At 60.4% G+C, this 21,075-nt stretch carries 24 protein-coding genes, 1 tRNA gene and 1 pseudogene; 16 read left to right on the forward strand and 10 right to left on the reverse strand.

The window, feature by feature from the left end:
* The first annotated feature begins 1 nt into the window (after position 1).
* Complete coding sequence (locus B0G74_RS13175; protein WP_132375179.1) at positions 2–184, forward strand: hypothetical protein; 183 nt, start codon at positions 2–4, stop codon at positions 182–184.
* Between the two features lie 151 nt (positions 185–335).
* Here B0G74_RS13175 and B0G74_RS13180 read toward each other — a convergent pair whose 3' ends face one another.
* Positions 336–749 (reverse strand): PH domain-containing protein, encoded by a 414-nt coding sequence (locus B0G74_RS13180; protein WP_132375180.1) that lies wholly within the window; start codon positions 747–749, stop codon positions 336–338.
* Positions 750–923: 174 nt separating this feature from the next.
* Between B0G74_RS13180 and B0G74_RS13185 the strand changes: the two genes are divergently transcribed.
* Positions 924–1,607 carry a hypothetical protein gene (locus B0G74_RS13185; protein WP_132375181.1) on the forward strand — a complete coding sequence of 228 codons (684 nt, stop codon included), beginning with the start codon at positions 924–926 and terminating at the stop codon, positions 1,605–1,607.
* Between the two features lie 105 nt (positions 1,608–1,712).
* Here B0G74_RS13185 and B0G74_RS13190 read toward each other — a convergent pair whose 3' ends face one another.
* Both B0G74_RS13190 and B0G74_RS13200 read right to left on the reverse strand, forming a co-directional pair.
* On the reverse strand, positions 1,713–1,949 hold the full coding sequence (locus B0G74_RS13190) for a hypothetical protein (protein ID WP_132375182.1): 237 nt from the start codon (positions 1,947–1,949) through the stop codon (positions 1,713–1,715).
* A 295-nt stretch (positions 1,950–2,244) separates the two neighbouring features.
* Positions 2,245–2,475 (reverse strand): Arc family DNA-binding protein, encoded by a 231-nt coding sequence (locus tag B0G74_RS13200; RefSeq protein WP_132375184.1) that lies wholly within the window; start codon positions 2,473–2,475, stop codon positions 2,245–2,247.
* Between the two features lie 99 nt (positions 2,476–2,574).
* Between B0G74_RS13200 and B0G74_RS13205 the strand changes: the two genes are divergently transcribed.
* The 4 genes from B0G74_RS13205 to B0G74_RS13220 all read left to right on the forward strand — a co-directional run bounded on the left by B0G74_RS13205 (position 2,575) and on the right by B0G74_RS13220 (position 4,301).
* Positions 2,575–2,778 (forward strand): Arc family DNA-binding protein, encoded by a 204-nt coding sequence (locus B0G74_RS13205; protein WP_132375185.1) that lies wholly within the window; start codon positions 2,575–2,577, stop codon positions 2,776–2,778.
* Positions 2,779–2,812: 34 nt separating this feature from the next.
* Positions 2,813–3,400: a hypothetical protein gene (locus tag B0G74_RS13210; protein ID WP_132375186.1), complete on the forward strand. Its 588-nt coding sequence runs from the start codon at positions 2,813–2,815 to the stop codon at positions 3,398–3,400.
* Positions 3,393–3,743, forward strand: coding sequence for a hypothetical protein (locus B0G74_RS13215; protein ID WP_132375187.1), 351 nt, complete (start codon positions 3,393–3,395; stop codon positions 3,741–3,743). The genes B0G74_RS13210 and B0G74_RS13215 overlap by 8 nt, the downstream gene beginning before the upstream one ends.
* Positions 3,744–3,824: 81 nt before the next feature.
* Positions 3,825–4,301: a hypothetical protein gene (locus B0G74_RS13220; protein WP_132375188.1), complete on the forward strand. Its 477-nt coding sequence runs from the start codon at positions 3,825–3,827 to the stop codon at positions 4,299–4,301.
* Between the two features lie 125 nt (positions 4,302–4,426).
* Here B0G74_RS13220 and B0G74_RS13225 read toward each other — a convergent pair whose 3' ends face one another.
* From B0G74_RS13225 to acs, 6 genes are all read right to left on the reverse strand, one after another.
* Positions 4,427–4,930, reverse strand: a complete 504-nt coding sequence (locus tag B0G74_RS13225) for a hypothetical protein (protein ID WP_132375189.1) — start codon at positions 4,928–4,930, stop codon at positions 4,427–4,429.
* A gap of 747 nt (positions 4,931–5,677) precedes the next feature.
* Positions 5,678–6,175: a hypothetical protein gene (locus B0G74_RS13230; protein ID WP_132375190.1), complete on the reverse strand. Its 498-nt coding sequence runs from the start codon at positions 6,173–6,175 to the stop codon at positions 5,678–5,680.
* A 23-nt stretch (positions 6,176–6,198) separates the two neighbouring features.
* Positions 6,199–6,289, reverse strand: a tRNA-Ser gene (locus B0G74_RS13235).
* A gap of 60 nt (positions 6,290–6,349) precedes the next feature.
* The gene (locus tag B0G74_RS13240) at positions 6,350–8,368 is read right to left on the reverse strand and encodes a sodium:solute symporter family protein (protein ID WP_132375191.1); all 2,019 of its coding nucleotides are present in this window, start codon (positions 8,366–8,368) and stop codon (positions 6,350–6,352) included.
* Between the two features lie 4 nt (positions 8,369–8,372).
* Positions 8,373–8,741, reverse strand: coding sequence for a DUF4212 domain-containing protein (locus B0G74_RS13245; RefSeq protein WP_132375192.1), 369 nt, complete (start codon positions 8,739–8,741; stop codon positions 8,373–8,375).
* A 148-nt stretch (positions 8,742–8,889) separates the two neighbouring features.
* Complete coding sequence (gene acs, locus B0G74_RS13250; RefSeq protein ID WP_132375193.1) at positions 8,890–10,872, reverse strand: acetate--CoA ligase; 1,983 nt, start codon at positions 10,870–10,872, stop codon at positions 8,890–8,892.
* 504 nt (positions 10,873–11,376) lie between these two features.
* On the opposite strand from acs, the pseudogene B0G74_RS13255 reads away from it, so the two are divergent.
* The 9 genes and pseudogenes from B0G74_RS13255 to B0G74_RS13295 form a co-directional block, all read left to right on the forward strand.
* A pseudogene (locus B0G74_RS13255) lies at positions 11,377–11,759 on the forward strand (DMT family transporter); the annotation flags it as partial.
* Between the two features lie 372 nt (positions 11,760–12,131).
* Positions 12,132–12,701 (forward strand): TIGR00645 family protein, encoded by a 570-nt coding sequence (locus B0G74_RS13260; RefSeq protein ID WP_243658265.1) that lies wholly within the window; start codon positions 12,132–12,134, stop codon positions 12,699–12,701.
* Positions 12,702–12,756: 55 nt separating this feature from the next.
* Positions 12,757–14,280 carry a fumarate hydratase gene (locus B0G74_RS13265; RefSeq protein WP_132375195.1) on the forward strand — a complete coding sequence of 508 codons (1,524 nt, stop codon included), beginning with the start codon at positions 12,757–12,759 and terminating at the stop codon, positions 14,278–14,280.
* A 192-nt stretch (positions 14,281–14,472) separates the two neighbouring features.
* Positions 14,473–14,952 carry a bacterioferritin gene (bfr, locus tag B0G74_RS13270; RefSeq protein ID WP_132375196.1) on the forward strand — a complete coding sequence of 160 codons (480 nt, stop codon included), beginning with the start codon at positions 14,473–14,475 and terminating at the stop codon, positions 14,950–14,952.
* 144 nt (positions 14,953–15,096) lie between these two features.
* On the forward strand, positions 15,097–15,984 hold the full coding sequence (gene murI, locus B0G74_RS13275; protein ID WP_132375197.1) for a glutamate racemase: 888 nt from the start codon (positions 15,097–15,099) through the stop codon (positions 15,982–15,984).
* Positions 15,985–16,198: 214 nt separating this feature from the next.
* Positions 16,199–16,435, forward strand: coding sequence for a (2Fe-2S)-binding protein (locus B0G74_RS13280; RefSeq protein WP_012432441.1), 237 nt, complete (start codon positions 16,199–16,201; stop codon positions 16,433–16,435).
* 257 nt (positions 16,436–16,692) lie between these two features.
* On the forward strand, positions 16,693–17,430 hold the full coding sequence (locus B0G74_RS13285) for an energy transducer TonB (protein WP_132375198.1): 738 nt from the start codon (positions 16,693–16,695) through the stop codon (positions 17,428–17,430).
* Between the two features lie 26 nt (positions 17,431–17,456).
* On the forward strand, positions 17,457–18,188 hold the full coding sequence (locus B0G74_RS13290; protein WP_132375199.1) for a MotA/TolQ/ExbB proton channel family protein: 732 nt from the start codon (positions 17,457–17,459) through the stop codon (positions 18,186–18,188).
* A 16-nt stretch (positions 18,189–18,204) separates the two neighbouring features.
* Positions 18,205–18,624, forward strand: coding sequence for a biopolymer transporter ExbD (locus B0G74_RS13295; RefSeq protein ID WP_132375200.1), 420 nt, complete (start codon positions 18,205–18,207; stop codon positions 18,622–18,624).
* 354 nt (positions 18,625–18,978) lie between these two features.
* On the opposite strand, the gene B0G74_RS13300 is transcribed toward B0G74_RS13295, so the two are convergent.
* The gene (locus B0G74_RS13300; protein WP_132375201.1) at positions 18,979–19,968 is read right to left on the reverse strand and encodes a LysR family transcriptional regulator; all 990 of its coding nucleotides are present in this window, start codon (positions 19,966–19,968) and stop codon (positions 18,979–18,981) included.
* 122 nt (positions 19,969–20,090) lie between these two features.
* On the opposite strand from B0G74_RS13300, the gene B0G74_RS13305 reads away from it, so the two are divergent.
* Positions 20,091–20,969, forward strand: a complete 879-nt coding sequence (locus B0G74_RS13305; RefSeq protein WP_132375202.1) for a pirin family protein — start codon at positions 20,091–20,093, stop codon at positions 20,967–20,969.
* Positions 20,970–21,075: the final 106 nt, after the last annotated feature.

The raw sequence follows: 21,075 nt of genomic DNA on the forward strand, positions 1-21,075 counted from the left end.
CATGACAATTTATGTTCAGTTTTCCGACGAAACAGAATCGGCGATCAACGGCGCTTTCAGTGATCCGCAGCCCGAACAGGAAAACTTCTATCAGGGCGCAGTCGAAACGAATGACCCGCGTTACAAGACGTTTTACGATAACGCGCTAGCCGCCGATAAACCGTACTTGCCGACGCCGACCTAAGGTGCTCAGCTAGCTCAGGCCGCCTTCGGGCGGCTTTTCAATTTGGACCGAATGGGCGGGTGGATGGCGGGTTGACACGCATGGAAGTCCATCGAGTCACAACCAGCAAGGCGGTACGGCGGAGACTGGCTCCGCCGAAACTGCCATGAAATTACGCTGCTGCTTCCTGATGCTCGAGGAATTGCTTGCGGAACTCCATCGGTTGGGAGATTCCTGGAATAGGCGCTTGCGGATTTCCCGCGCCGGCCATCACGATCGATCCGAAATTAAATAGGCGACCAAGAATGCCTTGATGCACCTGGATGCTTTCGATCTTCCGCACGCCGATCTCTACGGTGCTACGACGAATAAAGCCAAACTTGGCTACGATTCGCTTGTTCGTAATTGCCAGTTCAGTTGACTTGTAGCGGATGAGCACTCCGAGCAACACCAGCAAGCCGAGGCCGAACAGCGGCAGCAACAGCACGCCAGCGATAATATTGGGTGCAAGGTGCCAAAGGCTCAGTTGGCCCCGGTAGATAATTTGTTCGCCCGAGACAAGATTTTTCTCTACGTAAGTCGCCATACTTTTCCCCGATTGTGAGATTGTTTGTAGGAAGCGCGAAGATTATTGCAGTCCACAATGGGATAACGGCACCAGGAGCCGACGACTTTAGCTCGCCGCGGACGGCGAGGAATTGTGACCGCGAGCGCGCGGTCCTCCGTCCATGCTACGATCCCCAAAAAAAACGAGGATCGCATGAAGTCCGTTAATTGGAAGATTCTATTTGCGATTGGGTTTGGGGCAGGAATGCTGCTGACGGCACTCTTGAAATTCCCCCCAAACAGCAGTTCCGACTGGGCGACCTGGGTTCAGGCAATTGGCTCAATAGGCGCTGTTGGGATCGCCATTTGGGTGTCTCACAAGCAGTATCGAGACAGTCAGCTTCTTGAGGGTCAGCGGAGGGGGGCTGAAATCGCCAGAGAAGAAACGGAGATACGCGCCTTCATTCAGGCAACTCATGATGAATTGCGAGCGATATGGAGTGACTATAACGAGCACGTTGGACCCGCACTGCGAAAGACACGCGATGATCAGCCATTCCTTTACTTATTTCCGGCATCGGAAGATGCATTCACAATCTACAACGGCTCCGCGTCCTATCAAATAGGAAAGGTGCCTGATGTTGAGCTACGTAGACTGATTGTTTCAGTGTATTCGCGTTTCAAGCGATTGATTCTCTCTCTTCAGATCAACAACAGAATGGTCCAAGAGCGGATCGATTTGGATATCTTCGAACACTCCAGTAATCGCTCTTTGGTGCTCAAAGACAAAGACGCGCATATGTCGCGCCATACAAATGCATTAAAGAAGAGAGATTCCGATTTGCTAACAGAAATCGACTCATTTTTTTCGGCTGCGAACGAATGGCTTGCCGAGTAACTGCAGCGTAACAGCGTAGATCGGCGGAACCGCCACAGTATTAGGCACGGCAACGCTTCGGAGCGTGCGGCCCGGTTTTACCCACCATTAGCCCGCCAACCGACCTCATTTTCGCATCTCTTTGGGATCGGCCTCAGATCCCAAGTACAACTTGCCGTCCTTTTCCATTGTCCACGGACTTGAGTGCTCGCGGTGACTGCGCGGGACATAGCCCTCGGCCTCGACTTTCAGCCGGGCGCGCTCCTCACGGCGATGGCGCCGATGCCACTTTGCTTTTTTCCATGCTTCGCTGACCGCCGTCGTCATTGCGGTAATCGGCGTCTTCCGTTTGCTATGACTCATCATCGACCTCCTGAAACCAGCGCTGCTCCCAGATTGTGAGCCGATCCTTCTTCAGGCGTCGCCGCGGATTCCCGCACATCCAGCAACTGCATGGCGTGGGAGTATCGATCACCTTTCCGAGTTCGTCGTCGACCAGCCGACGACCCCACCAATAGTACCCACGGTTCTTCTTAATTCGCGCCCGGTCCGCCCGGCGCCGCGCTATACCTGCCATGTTCGCACCTCCGTTTCGATAGCCGAATGTGCGAAAGCCCGCTCAAGGCGGGCTATGTCGGTACAGCGTTTTTCGCGGAGTTTAAACCTTCTTGCGGCGTTTGTCGCGCTCGTCCAGCACCTGGCCAACCTTCTCGGCGAAGAGATCAATGGTGCATTCGTCGATCGCCGACGCCCGGCCGCTAACGCTTTCCTGCAAGCGCGACACAACCTCGGCATTCAGCGACCGATTGTTTGCGATCGCCGCCTCCGCAAGCACTTCCTTCAGTTCGGGCGGAAGCCGCAGCTTCATTTGTGGATCTTCGCGTGTCATGGCCCGAATAATGATGGATCACGGTGGTCTTGACAATGGGACCACGGTGGTCTATCGTTGATTGCAACGGACCACTGTGGTTCATACAGGGAGGTGTAAATGAGTACGGCCGCACAGCTTCCGCAGATGAAGCTTCGATTGCCGGAGACGCTGAAAGACTGGCTGACCGCTCAGGCAGAGGTCAATCGTCGAAGCGTCAACGCTGAGGTGGTGTTCCGGCTGCAGAACAGTTTGTTGGCAGGCGCTGTTTTGAGCGCCGAAAAAGAAAACGCCCCGCTGGCTGCAACCGGCGAGGCGTTGTGATCTGAAGAAGTCCCCTCTGGTAAGGAGAGTCAACATGACGAATCGTAACACTGGTTTGACGGGCGTGCAGCAAGTTACTGCGCTGGCCCTCCGTTCGCACACTATGGCTGACGATGAGCGGCTGGCGGAAATCACGCGCGCGGTTTGTGCATCACCTGCAGTGCGCAAGGCCGCCGCACGCGGTGGCCGAAATACTCGTCAGGCCGCGACCCTGAAGCACGTGACAGGCCGCCGCGGTGATAACGACCGGCCGGCGATTGCATGTCATCTGCTGTTCGTTGCGCCATTCAGTTTCGGCCTGACGATCGACGGAAGGGCTGCTCGACGAAGGTTTGAGAAGGCATTGCCTGACGCGCTTCGTACACTTACCGAGGACTGCTGGCGAGCACGCGAGTTGTTGGCGGAGCATCCTTGCGATTCAGGCGACCATAGGCCGAATGCAAGCCTTCTGGGTGATGATGAAAGCTACTACACCGGTCGAATCAATTTGCCGCCGACGCTGACCGACGAAGCACTTGCAGCGTTGATGCCGGAGATCGAAGCCAAGGCGCGCGATCTGTTCGACGAGGCCTTGCGCCGCACCCGCCAAGCACTCGCAAACAAGGAGGTCTGCCATGTATAACGACGCCCGTCATTTCGCCGCCATGGATGGTCAGTCGACGCGCACTGCTGTGTTCGTCGGACGTGTGGTCCATGCCAACATGGCTCCCCGGCATAAGCAAGGTCATTTCGTGCTATTTGATAAAAACGAGCCCGTGCAAGTGGGAGACGATATCTTCGTCGTCTTCGTTAATGGTGGGTCCATCGTATGGCGGCTCGATGGCATTAGCGAAACCGAGTTGACCGTGCATAGCTATGCTCCCGAGATGACCGAGACGGTTTCCCGCCGACTTATCAGGGAGTTTTACCCGGTCATGTGGTCTGTGAAGGGTATCGAAAGAGCAGACCTCGGAACGGATCTGTGATGCGCGCCGCCGGGGCAGAGAAAACATGAACATGACGCGGCGTCTTCTCAGCCGTTGCCTGTGCGAGAGGTCGTTCAATGTATGAGCGACCGTTCAAACCGCGCCAAGACGGCTAAATCAAAGCGTGACGGCCCCGGCGGGGCCGTTATGCTCATTCCCCATGTGGTTCTCTTCAGCGACGCTTTCCTGACTCTCTCAGGCAACGGCGTGAAGCTGCTCGTCGACATCGCCCAGCAATACAACACTCGCAACAATGGTGCGCTCCTCTGCTCATGGCGGTACATGAACGAGAAGCGCGGCTGGCGTTCGCAGGAGACGCTGAACCGCGCCCGGCTCGAGCTTCTGGAGCGGGATCTGATCTTTCTGACAGTCCAAGGGCGCATGCCGAACAAGGCGAGCTGGTACGCGATCACCTGGGCAGCGCTCGACAAACTGGACGGGTTGGATGTGTCGCCGGCAGCGTTTCCGCGCGGCGCCTACGCACGCTGGAAACCATCGCCGAAGCCCGATCCCAAAACAGAGTCTCCTGTACGAAAACCGTATATGGAAGCCGCCTGATAGGTACGAAAACCGTACATGGGCTTTGTCCTGTATGTACGGAAACCGTATCTATATGAGGCGGTTTTGCGTCTTCGCTATGTACGGTTTTCGTACACCTTCTAGTATTGCCACTCCATACCGGTTTAAGCGCCGCCCATGCGAACGACCTTCGCACGAATGCGCCCGATGATGCTTTTATCAGCAGCGGCAAAGACCTCGCACTGGTGAGGCGTATGTGAGCCCAGCAAATGGCGCTTCAACCCTTCGGGAAAGGCGAAACCGCGGACGCTAGGACTGCTAGCGCTACCGCGGCAGAGTGGGCAAAGAGCACGCTCTCCAGATCCAAGATCCCCCATCTGCATCGCCGGTCGCGGGTCGGCGGCATCGAGCACGCGTTCTAAGGCCTTTTCTCTCCAAACCACAAGGTCTTTGTAGTCTTCCAGGCCAACATATCCGTCCAGCAGCCCCCGGACGTCCATAAGGTCGACGATCACGTAGCGCGACATCGACAGATCGCTCTCTAGCGAACGATTGTCCGCCGCGAGCCTCGTGTTTTCGGCCGCGAGCCGAGCCACTTCGTATTCCAGCTTGATGAAATCAGCGAGCTTAAGTTCGCGAGGCTTACGGACGGATCTAGTTGCAGGCATGACGCACCTGAGCAGGAAGATGGGCACCTAGATTAGCTCAAAGCCGGAGTCGCCCTGCGATGGAAATCGCACACTGCTTAGGGGCTACCGTTTTGGTAACCGTTACTGATTCGGTAACCCCGGTTGCCAAAAAGCAACCGTTGCTGAAATGGCAACCCTTCGCTAACCCTTTCGGAACCCAGCGGTTACCCGTGGGTTCACCGTGGGTTATCGGAGCGTCACCGTGCGTCACGCGGCGTCACAGGGTTGTTGATTTGACAACGGTTGGCGTTTCGACAACCCCTTGTTGTTTTGACAACCACCGAAGGTGCAGATATCGAGGTGATATCAGCGCGGTAACGTTTCAGTAACGCACGCGGCGTTACCGACAGACTCTGTCGACGCTCTGTGACAGAACTTGTCCCCAAGGAGCGCAGCGTCTGTCCCATGGGACAAACCGGTAACGTTACCGGATTATCGACGGTAGCCTTGTAGCGCGAGCAAGGGGATGATTAAACCCGTTTTCGAATCAGGACTAGTCCCCAAATGGGATACCCTGCAACGCAGGGCAACGCGATGCAACGAGGATGCTTGAAGGAATGCTTGGAGCATCCTGCAAGCATGCGTCTAGGAAGTGCTTAGCACCTGCTTAGCAAGTGCTCACGGATGCTTGCACCCAAGCTCGGCTTTGGTGTGGGGTTTGGTTGGGGCTTTGGTTAAGCAAGTCACGGTGTCATGCTTACGGCCTGCGGACAATTTGCGGAGTTCTCAGACCGGAATGCCGGCGTGTGCCATCGTATATTTGATCCCGGCGTCGAGCGCGGTATTGAGAAGCGTCTTCGCGACCGACACAGAGCCCGCCTTGACTGCGGCTTGGATCTGTTCGCCCAGTGGTGCGGGGTTGGTAAGTGCGTCGGGGATAAGTTTCAGCACGGCGAGCCCCTTTCCCGTTAGGACTGCGCCATAGACATTGCCGGACATGTCCGCGCTCAAAATCCTCAGATAACCCTCGTCCTTCAACCAATCGATGGTGGCAGAGACGAAGCTGGCATCCTCGTCAGTTACGCCACCGTGCTCATCTTTCGGAATATCGAAATCGTGTGGACCGAAGTTGCAGCCCTGCGGAAAGAACGAGTACAGAATCGCGAATGCCTCGGAGGCGTACTTGTTGAAGCGATCGATGTTTTCTTGTTCGGCCATTGTCGTTGGAACAACACTTTCCGGGTTGGCGGGTTCTTTGGCGGGTAGAAATGAAAAACGGGCCAAGAGGCCCGTATTCAGTGATGTCCTGGCGGAGAGAGGGGGATTCGAACCCCCGATAGGCTATTAACCTATACACGCTTTCCAGGCGTGCGACTTAAACCGCTCATCCATCTCTCCGGCGGGGAGCCGAATTATAGCAAACTTCGCGCCCTGCGCCAGACCCACGCGCAAACCGGCCTAAGGATGCCGGATATAGTCCACCAACGCCCGCGTGTAAGCGTCCGGTTTGCGGTCAACCAGACTCACGCCGATCGCCACCAGAAAGCCCGCCGGCACGCCGAATACGCCGGAGCTGATCGGCTCGATCCCGAACCACCGCGCGCCGGCGAAGCCCGTCATCTGCGTGAAGAATGGATACGTGGAGACGATGTAGTAGATGCACACCACCAGCCCCGCCACCATACCCGCCACCGCGCCGAGCCGCGTGGTGCGCTTCCAGAACACGCCCAGCACCAGCACCGGAAACAGGCTCGAAGCCGCCAGCGAAAACGCCGCGCCCACCAGAAACAGAATGTTCCCCGTATTCAGCGACGCCACATACGAGGCAAACAGCGCGACCCCCAGCAACAGAATCTTCGAGATCGTCACGCGCCGCTGGCTCGACGCGTTCGGATCGACCATGTGGTAGTACACATCGTGCGACAACGCATTGGCGATGGTGAGCAGCAAACCATCCGCGGTGGAAAGCGCCGCGGCCAGAGCGCCCGCCGCGATCAGCCCCGACATCACATACGGCAGCCCCGCGATCTCCGGCGCGGCAAGCACGACCATGTCGGGCTGCATCTGAATCTCGCTCCAACGCACGATGCCGTCGCCGTTCGTATCGGCGAGGCTGATCAGGCTCGGCTCCACCTTGCGCCATTGCATGAGCCACTGCGGCAAATCCGAGAAATGATGGCCAACGAGATTGGTCAATATCTCGTACTTGATCAGCACCGCCAGCACCGGCACTGTCAGATAGAACAGCGCGACGAAAAAGAGCGTCCATCCGACAGAACGTCTCGCCGAGGCCACCGAGGTGGTCGTGTTATAGCGCGTCAGGATATGTGGCAGGCTCGCCGTGCCGAGCGACAGGCACAGCAGCAGCGAAAGAAAATTGCGTTCATGGGTGCGCCGGTCTTCATCGTTCACGGCGGGGAACGGCTCATGCATCGGCACGGGTGCGGCGGCACGCATCAGCATTTCATCGCGTCGCTGGGTCCAGACGATCTGCGCGGCGGCGGCATCGCGTGGAAACTGTTCGAGCGCCCGCTCGCGCTCGTTGATCTCGCGCAGCGGGCCGTTATGGCGGCGTAGATCGGCGACCTCTTGCGTGAGACGCAGCTTCTCGTCGACGAACGATTGCGGCAACGTGTCGAGCCGCATCTGCATCAACGCGGCACGGCGTCGGTAGTCGTCGCGCACGGTCTGCTCGAGCGGCGCGTCGCGCACCTGCTTCTCGAGGCCTTCGACACGCTCCATCAAACGGCCGTAGTTGAATTGCGGCACCCAGCCCAGGCCGTCCTTGTGCGCGATCATCGACACGGGAATCAGAATCGCCGCGATCAGGATGATGTACTGCGCGACCTGCGTCCACGTCACGGCACGCATGCCGCCGAGAAACGAACACACGAGAATGCCAGCGAGTCCGCAGAAGATGCCGACGGCGAAATCCACGCCGATAAAGCGCGTCGCGATCAGCCCGACACCCTGGATCTGCGCGACCAGATAAACGAACGAGCACAGGATCGCCGCCAGCGCCGCAAGGCCGCGCACGGCGTTGCTCGAAAAACGCGTGCCGAGAAAATCGGGAATCGTGTAGCGCGCGAGCTTGCGCACATACGGCGCGAGCAGGAACGCGACGAGGCAATAGCCGCCGGTCCAGCCCATCAGATACGCGAGACCGTCATATCCGGTCGCATAGATCGACCCGGCAAGGCCGATGAACGAGGCCGCCGAAAGCCAGTCGGCCGCCGTCGCCATGCCGTTGAAGGCGGACGGCACGCGCCGCCCCGCCACGTAGTATTCGACCAGGTCGGAAGTCCGCGATAGTAGACCGATCACTGCATACACCGCGATTGGCACGAACAGAAACACATAGCCGATCCACACACCGGGACCGGTGGTGCGCTCGATGCGCCACATCACGTAGATGAAAAGCAGAAAGCCGAGTGTGTAAAGGGCGTAGTAGCGGATCAGCCGGTTCGTGAGCTTCATCGGCTCAGTTTCCGAGCGCGGTGAGTGCGTCGGCACCGGCGCTGGCGTCCGCTTCCAAAGCGCGTTGCAGCCGGCGGTCGGCGCGCTGCATCAGCACGATATAGACGACGATGAGCGCCAGATAGATCAGGATCGCGCCCTGCGCGCCGAAATAGAACGGCAGCCTGAAGCCGCCGACCCGCACCTGCGCCAAAGCCGGCGCCATCAACGGCAGGACGAACGACACGATGAAGCCCAAGGTCATCAACGTCGCAATCAAGGCGAGGTTGAAACGCCAGTACTTTTGATGCGCGCGCGCCATCGCTGCCGAGACCGCGGGCGGTTCGGGCGGCGGATTGAGCGTAGCGTGAGAGGAGTGGTGCGGCGCGGCCATGCGCCTATGTATCAAAAAGCCACCGGGCAGGCAATCGGGATTGACCGCGCGGTGGCTTCAACAACGTGGCATCACAACCAAAGTTCTGCGTCGAAGCAAGAGTGTGTCGTTCGACACGCTCTTGCCGTTCACACGGACAAACCCAGGCTCAGAGCGACTCGCCGAGCTGATCGAGAATCGCCGGGTTCTCCAGCGTCGACACGTCCTGCGTGATTTCCTCGCCCTTCGCGAGCGAGCGCAGCAGGCGGCGCATGATCTTGCCCGAACGCGTCTTCGGCAGGTTCTCGCCGAAGCGGATGTCCTTCGGCTTGGCGATCGGACCGATCTCCTTGCCGACCCAGTTGCGCAGTTCGTTGGCGAGCTTCACCGCTTCCTCGCCTTCCGGACGCGCCCGTTTCAGCACGACGAACGCGCACACGGCTTCGCCGGTGGTCGCATCGGGGCGCCCCACCACAGCGGCTTCCGCGACGAGCGGGTTCGACACCAGCGCCGACTCGATCTCCATCGTGCCGAGCCGGTGACCCGACACGTTCAGCACGTCGTCGATACGGCCCATGATCGTGAAGTAGCCGGTGTCCTTGTCGCGCACGGCGCCGTCGCCGGCGAGGTACAACCTGCCGCCGAGTTCTTCGGGGAAGTAGCTCTTCTTGTAGCGGTCCGGATCGCCCCACACGTTGCGCAGCATCGACGGCCACGGACGCTTCATCACCAGAATGCCGCCCTGCCCGTTCGGCACGTCCTGGCCGGTTTCGTCGACGACCGCGGCCATGATGCCCGGCAGCGGCAACGTGCACGAACCCGGCACCAAAGGTGTCGCGCCCGGCAGCGGCGTGATCATGTGGCCGCCGGTTTCGGTTTGCCACCACGTATCGACGATCGGGCAACGGCTGCCGCCGACGTTCTCGTAATACCAGATCCACGCTTCCGGATTGATCGGCTCGCCGACCGTGCCGATGATGCGCAGCGTCGACAGATCGTAACTCTTCGGATGCACTTTCTCGTCGGCGTCGGCGGCCTTGATCAGCGAGCGGATCGCGGTCGGCGCCGTATAGAACAGCGAGACCTTGTGCCTGGCGATCATGTCCCAGAAGCGGCCGGCGTTCGGATAGGTCGGCACGCCTTCGAACACGACCTGCGTGCCGCCGAGCGTCAACGGACCATAGGTGATGTAACTATGGCCGGTGATCCAGCCGATGTCGGCGGTACACCAGAACACGTCGGCGGGCTTCCAGTCGAAGGTCCATTTCAGGGTCTGCGCGGCCCACAGCAGATAGCCGCCGGTGCTGTGCTGCACGCCCTTCGGCTTACCCGTCGAACCCGACGTGTACAGGATGAACAAAGGATGCTCGGCGCCGACCCACTCGGGCGCGCATTGATCCGATTCGCCTTGCGTGACCTCGTGCATCCACAGATCGCGGCCTTCGTTCCAGGCGACCTTGCCGCCGGTGCGCTGGTACACGATCACGCTCGTGACTGCTTCGCAGCCGCCCATCGCAAGCGCTTCGTCGGCAATGTTTTTCAGCGGCAATGCTTTGCCGCCGCGCATCTGTTCGTCGGACGTGACGAGCGCGACCGCGCCCACGTCCACCAGCCGCTCATTGAGCGACTTCGACGAGAAGCCGCCGAACACCACCGAATGCGTCGCGCCGATCCGCGCACAAGCCTGCATCGCGACGATGCCTTCGATCGACATGGGCATATAGATCACCACGCGGTCGCCCTTCTTCACGCCGCGCTTCTTCAACGCGTTCGCAAAGCGCGAGACACGTTGCAGCAGATCCTGATAGGTGACGTTGGTGACGGTGCCGTCGTCGGCTTCGAAGATGATCGCGACGCGCTCGCCGTTGCCGGCTTCGACATGACGGTCGATGCTGTTATACGAGGCGTTGATCTGGCCGTCTTCGAACCACGTGTAGAACGGCGCGTTCGACTCGTCGAGCACCTTGGTGAAGGGTGTGTTCCAGCTTAGCGTCTCGCGCGCGAGGCGCCCCCAGAAACCTTCGTAATCGCGTTCCGCCTCGGCGGCCAGCGCCCGGTACGCGTCCATGCCGGAGATCGCGGCGCCTGCCGCTGCTTCAGCGGAGGGCGGGAAAACACGGCGTTCGTGAAGAACCGATTCAATCGCAGACATCGACAACCCCTTGGTGAAGATGAAACGTAAAACCTGGCCGGCGCGCGTCTGGCGCGCCATGTCTTGTTGACGCCGCAACGTGCGGCGCGCTGTCTCCAAACCTCGCGCGTCGTTTCACCGATCATCGCGCCACGGCCCGTCACTCTGCATCGACCACTCATGCGGCACTGCAACATGAGTGTGTGCCGGACGACGTTCCGCTCTCACGCTCAAACATAAGCGCTGCAACTTACCGGCCACTTACGCGCATGGCGCCGGACTGCCAGCGAAAACCCTAACGCGGCTCATGTGACGCCAGCGTCGTATGAAGATGCAGCGCGAAGCAACGCATGCTACGCGCTCCGTGACGAACATGTGCTTGACCCGCCACCATATCGTCGAGCATCCTGAATGCCGCGACACCAGGCGCGCCGGTACGCTGGCTCGCACGGCCTCTTACAATGCTAACTGAACTAGCCGCCTGGATTCCAGCCTGAATCGTTACTCCTGCTTCTCATCGCCTCGATGCGGCCGGTCGGCAGCAATGCCGGAATTGGTAAATCGATCGTCGACGTTGTCCCCGTCCCTCTGCTCGCGCTGCTGCGCTTTGTGATCGCGATGGCACTACTGTGGCCGCTTGTGCGCGTGTCAAGACTGCGCCACGTGAAGCGCGATGAATGGTTCAATCTGCTCCTACAGGCACTGTTCGGCACCTTCGGGTTTACGCTGCCGATGCTGGGCGGCGTGCAACGCACGAGCGCGGTCGCGGCCGGGGGGGCATCACGAGCACGATCCCCGTGGTCGTCGCGCTGCTTTCATGGCCCATCCTCAAAGAGCGTCCGAACGGTCGGGCACTCGCGTCGATCGCGCTGGCAATCGTCGGGGTGGTTGTCATCAATCTCGCTCACGTGGATCAGAGCGCGGGCGGCGAGACATCGTTCACGGGCAATGCCGCCGGTGGCGTCGTGAGCCCTGAAGCATGAACGCGCGAGCCGCAATTCGCCACGCGCGCTGCCTGTCGGGCGCCGCCAACTTGCCCGCCGCAACGCAGCAAATTCACCCGACGCTGTACAATAGCGCGCCTGACGCGAGCTTTTCCGGCCTCCCCTGGTCGTGCACCGCGCCGTCTACGCCTGGTTTGCGTGCCTGATCCGCGTGCGTGCTGAGGAGTATTGCGCGTGCCGGGTCGGCGCATTTGGTCCATGTTCCGTCACCTGCGTTTCATCTGACTCTTGCCCATGTCCGCTCCGCGATCCGACTCCGCCCATCAGCGCCGCCCGATGCGCCCGGTCCCTGCCATCATTTTCATGAGCCGCTGGCTGCAGTTGCCGCTCTATCTGGGCCTGATCGTCGCCCAGGGCGTCTACGTCGTGCTGTTCCTCAAGGAAGTCTGGCATCTCGTCACGGCCTCCATGACGCTCGACGAAACTAACATCATGCTGGTCGTGCTCGGCCTGATCGACGTGGTCATGATCTCGAACCTGCTGATCATGGTGATCATCGGCGGGTATGAAACGTTCGTGTCGCGCCTGGGCGTCGAGGGTCATCCGGACGAACCGGAATGGCTCGACCACGTGAACGCGGGCGTGCTCAAAGTCAAATTGTCGATGGCGCTGATCAGCATCTCGTCGATCCATCTGCTGAAGACCTTCATCAGCCCCGATCAGAACACGACGCATACGATCATGTGGCAAGTGATCATCCATGTCGCGTTCCTCGTCTCGGCGCTCGTGATGGCACTGGTCGACCGCCTCACCACGCATACGCATCCCAAGCATTTCGAAGAGCCCACGGTGCTGCACGCCGTGGGTGCCGTTAAAGGTTCCACTCCCCTGAAGGCGCACGACTGACCCGCACTGCCCCGCGTGTCTGAAAACAAGCGCCACTGTCCCCACTGAGCTAGCCATGACCGTCATCAAACAGGAAGATCTGATTCAGAGCATTGCTGATTCGCTTCAGTACATCAGCTACTACCACCCGCTCGATTACATCCAGGCCTTGGGCCGCGCCTACGAGCTCGAACAGAGCCCGGCCGCGAAGGATGCCATCGCACAGATTCTCACCAACAGCCGCATGTGCGCCGAAGGCAAGCGCCCGATCTGCCAGGACACCGGCATCGTCACGGTGTTCGTGAAGGTCGGTATGAACGTCCGTTGGGACGGTGCGACGATGGGCGTCACCGACATGATCAACGAAGGCGTGCGCCGTGGTTACCTGAACCCGGACAACGTGCTGCGCGCGTCGATCGTGAGCCCTCCGGAAGGCGGCCGCAAGAACACCAAGGACAACACCCCGGCCGTGATCCACTACGAGATCGTGCCGGGCAATACGGTCGACGTGCAGGTGGCGGCCAAGGGTGGCGGCTCGGAAAACAAGTCGAAGTTCGCAATGCTGAATCCGTCGGATTCGATCGTCGACTGGATTCTGAAGACCGTGCCGACCATGGGCGCGGGCTGGTGCCCGCCGGGCATGCTCGGCATCGGCATCGGCGGCACCGCTGAGAAAGCGATGGTGATGGCGAAGGAATCGCTGATGGATCCGATCGACATTCAGGACGTGATCGCACGCGGCCCGAAGGACTGGATCGAAGAACTGCGCGTTGAATTGCACGAGAAGGTCAACGCGCTCGGGATCGGCGCGCAAGGTCTCGGCGGTCTCGCCACCGTGCTCGACGTGAAGATCATGGCCGCGCCGACGCACGCCGCGTCCAAGCCGATCGCGATCATCCCGAACTGCGCGGCTACGCGTCACGCGCACTTCACGCTGGACGGTTCCGGCGTCGCCAAGCTCGAAGCGCCGTCGCTCGACGCATGGCCGAAGGTGCAGTGGGAGCCGGACACCGAGAAGAGCAAGCGCGTCGATCTGAACACGCTCACGCCGGAAGAAGTCGCTGCGTGGACGCCGGGCCAGACGCTGCTGCTGTCAGGCAAGATGTTGACGGGCCGCGACGCGGCCCACAAGCGCATCGCCGACATGCTCGCCAAGGGCGAGAAGCTGCCGGTCGACTTCACGAACCGCGTGATCTACTACGTCGGCCCGGTCGATCCGGTGCGCGATGAGGCCGTCGGCCCCGCAGGCCCGACCACGGCAACGCGCATGGACAAGTTCACCGAGACGATGCTGTCGCAGACCGGCCTGATCTCGATGATCGGCAAAGCGGAGCGCGGCCCCGTCGCCATCGAGGCAATCAAGAAGCACAAGGCCGCGTATCTGATGGCCGTGGGTGGCGCGGCGTATCTCGTCTCGAAGGCGATTCGCAGCGCGAAGGTTCTCGCGTTCGAAGACCTTGGCATGGAAGCGATCTACGAGTTCGACGTGCAGGACATGCCAGTGACGGTGGCTGTCGATTCGAACGGCACTTCCGTTCATCAGACCGGCCCGAAAGAATGGCAAGCAAAGATCGGCAAGATTCCAGTCGCGACGGTTTGATTGGTATTGACATCCGCTGAGTAATTCAAAGCCGGGGCCTGAAACCCCGGCTTTTTTTATGATGAAATGAGAACGGTACGCATCACGCGAAAAACCCTCTAAAATCAGGCGAAAAACTGATATTTTGGCTTGGCTTTTTGCGTTTCGCCGTTTATTGTTCTGGGAAATTCAAAGCCCCTACAAGGACACACCATGCAAGGCGACAAAAAGGTCATCGAATATCTCAACTCGCAGTTGAAAAACGAACTGACCGCCATCAATCAGTACTTCCTGCATGCGCGGATGTATAAGCACTGGGGCCTCGAGAAACTCGGCAAGCATGAATACGATGAATCGATCGGCGAAATGAAGCACGCCGACTGGCTCATCGAACGCATTTTCATGCTCGACGGTCTGCCGAATCTGCAAGACTTGCACAAGCTGCTGATCGGTGAGGAAACGAAAGAAATCCTCGAATGCGATTTGAAGCTCGAACAGATTTCGCAGAGCACCTGTAAAGAAGCCATCGCATATTGCGAAACGGTTCGCGATTTCATCTCGCGTGAAATCTTCACGAAGATTCTCGACGACACCGAAGAGCATATCGACTGGCTCGAAACGCAAATCGACCTGATCGGCAAGGTCGGCATCCAGAACTACCAGCAATCCGCAATGGGCTCGGTCGAGTCCTGATCGAACCAGGTTGCAACCGTCCGCGTGCCCGTTCATGGGTCAGCTTATTTGCGATGGCCCTGGCCGCGCGGACGATATACTTGCGCACTTTCCTGTTTTTCCGAGTTTCCCTTGAGTGCTGTGCCGCACGCGTCCTCTTCGCCTATGCCCGCAGAATCACCGTCCACGAATGCAAGAATGTTCACGTCTGGCGCCGGATCGCGCGCACCGGTCGGCATTTTCGATTCGGGGCTCGGCGGTTTGTCGGTGTTGCGGGCGGTCCGGGCACAACTGCCTGACGAAGCGATTCTGTACGTCGCGGACTCGCTCTACGCGCCGTACGGCGAGCGCGACGACGACTTCATCGCCGACCGCACGCTCGCGATCGGCGAATGGCTGGTCAAGCAAGGCGCGAAGGCGCTGGTGGTCGCCTGCAATACGGCAACCGCGCAGTCGATCGCGCTGGTTCGCGAAAAGCTGCCTATTCCGCTGGTGGGCGTCGAACCTGGCGTCAAACCCGCCGCGCTCCAGTCGAAAACGCGTGTCGCCGGCGTGCTCGCCACCCAAGTGACACTACGCAGCGCCCGCTTTCAGGCGCTGCTCGAACGCTACGCCGCGGATTGCCGCTTTCTTTGCCAGCCGGGCCACGGGCTCGTGCAGGCCGTGGAACGCTGCGACGTCGGCTCCGCCGAATTGCGCGCGCTGCTGCGCGGCTATCTGCAACCCATGCTCGACGCCGGCGCGGATACGCTGGTGCTCGGCTGCACGCACTACCCGTTTCTGGATGCGGCGATTCGCGACATCGTCGGCGACCGGCTGATGCTGATCGACACGAGCGTCGCTATTGCGCGCCAACTGGAACGGGTGCTCGACCAGCACGGTTTGCGCGCCGCACCGGAAAACACGGCCATTGTTCTGCCCCGCTTTTATTCGACCGGCGACGGCTCGCATCAGCAGCAGCTGGCCGCTACCCTGCTCCACATCGACGCCACCGTCGAACAGGTGTCGATCCCCTCGCGCCGCACGGCAGCGCCGGACTCCCAAGCCGCATAAACTGCCACCAAGCGCCGTTTTTGGTCCGTTACGCGGCCTTCTGCCCGCTTTTTAGGCGCTTTTCCGCGCCGCCCGCCGCTGGCACCAGATTCCGTCTCATAGACGAAACCCTTCTAAGAGTCTGGTTTTGTTACAAAAAATCAAGCAGGACACTTGCCAAACGGACCAAACAAAATGATAATAATTCGCATTAACGTTAGCTATGACGCCCGCCATGATTGTCTGTGTCTGCAAGTCTGTTTCTGACCGAAAGATCCGTGCTTCGATCGAGGAAGGCATGGATTCGTTTGACGAGCTTCAATTCGAGCTCGGCGTTGCATCCTGCTGTGGCAAGTGCGCCGACTCCGTGCGCGACGTCATGATGAAAAGCGGCGTCTGCGCGAGCCGCTGTGGTTTCGAGCATCACCCGCAAGCCGTACCGCTGACATTTTACGAACGCAAGGCCGCCTGAGCCAGGTTCCAGGGCGCGGTTCACGCCGCGCCTCGAGCGCTCTTACCGCTCCTGCCGTTTTCGCTGTTCAAGCGTTATCCCACTGCCGTCAGCAAGCCAGTATTCGTACCAGCCAGCTACCCGCTCACCCGTCACAGGAGTTCGAGATGGAATTGCTGATTGGTTTCGTGACTACTTTGTTCATTTCGCTGCTGATTTTTCGAACATGACGATGTCTTGTCTGACGCGCTGCATCGACTGCGCGCCACCACGCTAACATGCAGGCTTCGCATACCGCTTCAGCCGGCGCCATGCCGGCTTCGTCCACTCGCACGAACTCTCGCGTCCTGACCGCAACCGCCGTGGTTGCAGCGATTCACGTCGCGTTGCTTGCCGTCGTGATGACCTTGCGTCACGACCCCGTGCAGCCGGCCCTCGAATCGCACGTCATGACCGCGCAGTTGCTGCCGCCGGCGCCGGTTGCCGCGCCGGTCGCCATGCAGTCGATCGCGCCGCCGCCACCCACGCCGACGCCGCCGGTTCATACCAAGCCGAAGGTCCAACCGAAGCCGACTCCGACGCCCAAGCCAACGCCTACGCCTCTACCGGTGGCCGCCGCGCCGTCGCCGACGCCCGTGGCGGCGCCCGATCCGACGCCGCCCGCACCGGCTGCCCCCGTTGCGCCGCCCGCGCCTGCCGCACCGGCGATCGGCCATCAGACGATGGAGATCAGCGCGCCTAAAAACGTCTCGCACCTCGACTGCAACATCGCCAAGCCCGAGTACCCGTCGCTCTCGAAGCGCCGCGGCGAAACCGGCACCGCGTACGTGAAGTTCGTGGTCGGCCTGACCGGCAAGCTCGAAAACATCGAATTGAAGAAAAGCAGCGGCTTCAGCCGCCTCGACGACGCCGCGCTCGCAGCCGTGCACGGGAGCGCCTGCAAGCCTTATCTCGAGAACGGCCAGCCAATTCGGGCCGCCTACACCCAGCCTTACGACTTCAATCTGAACGATTGAGGCAGATTTTAAAAAAAGGAATTGCAATGCAAAACTACGGACTGGCGCACGTCTGGGCGCAAGGGGATTTCGTGACGCGCGGAATCGCGCTCGCGCTGTTGATCATGTCGGTGATGTCGTGGAGCGTGATCGTCATCAAGGGCTGGAACGTGATGCGCCTGAACCGTCTCACGAAGAATGCCGAGCAGGCATTCTGGCATTCGGACGACCTCGCCGACGGCGTGAAGAAGCTCGGCGCCGGGTCGTCGACGCCGCAGGACAATCCGTTCCTCGCGCTGGCGCTGTCGGGCCAGGAAGCGGCCGATCATCATCATCAGACGCAGCCGCATCTGCACGACCGCATGGACGTGTCGGACTGGGTCACGCGCTGCCTGAAGGACACGATGGACGAAAGCGTCGCGCGCATGCAGAGCGGTCTCGCGGTTCTCGCGTCGATCGGCAGCACGGCGCCGTTCGTCGGTCTGTTCGGCACGGTGTGGGGCATCTATCACGCGCTGCTGGCCATCGGCGCGAGCGGCCAGTCGTCGATCGATCAGGTGGCCGGTCCGGTCGGCGAAGCGTTGATCATGACCGCGTTCGGCCTCTTCGTCGCGATTCCGGCGGTGCTCGGCTACAACGCACTGACGCGCGCCAACAAGGCGGTCGTCGCCAAACTGAGCCGTTTTGCGCACGGCCTGCATGCATTCTTCGTGACGGGCGCGCGCCTGTCGTCGTCCAGGCGCGGCGACGGCCTGCGTCTTGCCGCGCGCACGAACTGATTGACGAGGCACTCCGATGGCAATGAGCCCCTTCGCCGGCGACGATGACGACGGCCTGATGAACGAAATCAACATGACGCCGCTCGTCGACGTGATGTTGGTTCTCCTGATCGTCTTCATGGTGACGATTCCGGTGATTCGTCATGCGGTCAAAATCGATCTGCCGCACGCAAGCAGTCAGAAGGAAGACACCAAGCCCGCGCAGGTGACGGTCACGGTCGACGCGGACGGCAACGTCATGTGGGACGACAAGAAGCTCGACGACGCCGCACTGCGCGCGAAGATTGCAGAGGCCGCGCAAGCGAACCCGCAACCCGAGCTGCATCTGGATGCGGACCGCAAGGTTCCGTACGAGAAAGTGGCGGAAGTGATGTCGGCGGCACAAGCCGGCGGCCTTACGAAGATCGGCTTCGTTACGCAACCGAAAGCCAGGTGACGCCGTAAAAAGCCCTTGAAACAAGGGCCAAAAAGTAAAAGGCCTTCATCGTCAGATGAAGGCCTTTTTTTGTGCGCACTCGGCGCCTTCGGGCGGCGGGATCATTTGCCATCGTTCGAAGATTGATAGCTCGTCGAATCACCGCATGCGACAGCCGTGATCGACACGGACAGCGCGGTCAGCCCTATCAGGCCCGCTATGATAGCGGCCATGAGTTTCCGCATAAGAGACTCCTTAGCGAAGGGATTTCACTATAGGCCCGTCCGCGCGCGCATTCAAGCAAACGGCCATTGAAAGTACTCATGACAGGCCACGCTTAAATGCTAAAAGCGATGTTGCGGTCCGTAACAAGTGCTATGGCGCAATTGCAAACATCGGCTGCGCGGCAACGACATTTACTTCGCGCGCGGGACACTCGCCCGCGATGTGTTTACCGTCGTCAGGATCGAGCATCTCGACCAGATAATCGACAAAGGCGCGCACGGCCGGCACCATCCCCTGCCGCGACACGAATACGGCGTACAACTGCGGCGTCGGAAACGTCCAGCCCGGCATAACCGGCGACAATTGGCCGGCTCGCAGCGCGGCGCCGTACATCATCTCCGGCAGCGCGGCGATGCCGACGCCGGCGAGCACCGCTTCACGAATCGTCATCAGATCGGCGGTCACGAGGCGCGGCTCGTGTTCGTGCGCATGACGCGTGCCGTCGGGCGCGATCAGGTTGTAGACGTGGCGTCCGTCGCCGGTCGGTACGTCGAGCGTTTCGAAACCGTTCAGATCGGCTGGCAGCAATGGCGGCGCATTCTGTTGCAACAGGCTCGGCGCGCCGACCAGCATCTGCTGCGTGCGCCACAGCGGCCGCACCACGATATTGGCGTTTTCCGGCGGATCCGAGCGCACCCGCAGCGCGACGTCGATCGAATCCTCGAACAGATCGACCACGCGGTTCGTCACGCGCATCACCACCCGCACTTCCGGATAGCGATGCATGAATTCGGGCAGGATCTGCGACAGAATGGTCTGCGAGATCGTGACCGGCACGCTGACGCGCACCGTGCCGCGCGGCGACGAGCGCAGCTGCTGGACAACGTTCACGGCCGCCTGCGCCTCGCTTAGCATCGCCTGGCAATGCTGGTAGAACAATTGCCCGGCTTCGGTCAGCGCCAGCTTGCGCGTGGATCGCTGCAACAGCCGCACGCCGAGCGACGCTTCCAGTTCGGTCAGACGGCGTGACAGGCGCGACTTGGAAATCCCCAGCACGCGTTCGGCGGCCGAAAACCCGCCGTGTTCGACAACCTGCGAAAAATACATCAGGTCATTCAGATTATGTGAATCGATCTTCATCTCATCGTTCCAGTAATAGAACAATCCATTGCGTGAGGGCGGCTGGCACCCCGGAAAACGGTCCCTATAATAGCTCCATGTTTCAAAAATAACGCTATTCCCCATTTTTTGAGGTGACTTTGATGAGCACGACCCGCACGATCGAACGCACGTTCCCGGCCGTTCGCACGACCGAGGGTGGCGGCTTTATCGTCCACCGCCCGTTTCCCACCCGCCTGCTGATGGACTTCGATCCGTTCCTGCTGCTCGACGAAATGGGCCCGATCGACTACGCGCCGGGCGAGGCCAAAGGCGCGCCCGACCATCCGCATCGCGGCTTCGAAACGGTCACGTATGTGCTCGAGGGACAGTTCGGCCACAAAGATTCGGCCGGCCATTCCGGCACCCTGCACGCCGGCGACGTCCAATGGATGACCGCGGGCGCGGGCGTCGTGCACAGCGAGATGCCGGACCCGTCGTTCATCCGCACCGGCGGACGCGTGCACGGCCTGCAACTCTGGGTGAATCTGCCGCGGCGCGACAAGATGATCGAGCCGCGCTACCAGGAAATCCCGTCGTCGAGCATTCCCGTGGCGACCTCCGCGGACGGCAAAGTGCGCGTCAAGGTGATCGCCGGCGAGGCGCTCGGCGTCAAAGCGGCAATCGAAACGCGTACGCCGATCCTGTACCAGCATTTCTCGCTGCAACCGGGCGCGACGATCCGGCAGCCGGTGCCGGCCGACTATCGCGTGTTTGCCTATAGCCTGTCCGGCAAGGGCTTCTACGGTGAAGGCGAAGCGCGTCAGGAAATCGACGCGCAGAAAATGGTCGTGTTTCAGAACGATGGCGACTCCGTGACGCTCACGGCCGGCGCGGAGCCACTCGAGGTGCTGCTGCTCGGCGGCGTGCCGCTGAAGGAGCCCGTGGTGCGCTACGGCCCGTTCGTGATGAACACGGAAGACGAGATTCGCCAGGCTGTCGTTGATTACCAGGCGGGGCGCATGGGCGCGATCACGCATTGAGTCGTCGACGGGCGCGGCATGGTCCGTCCGCGGCGCAACCCGAGGCGCGAAGGCCGGTAAATTCGTTCACAATAGCAATTCAGGCCGCGCGCCACGCCGTTCACTG

The organism is Paraburkholderia sp. BL9I2N2 (assembly GCF_004339745.1).
Taxonomy (GTDB): Bacteria; Pseudomonadota; Gammaproteobacteria; order Burkholderiales; family Burkholderiaceae; genus Paraburkholderia.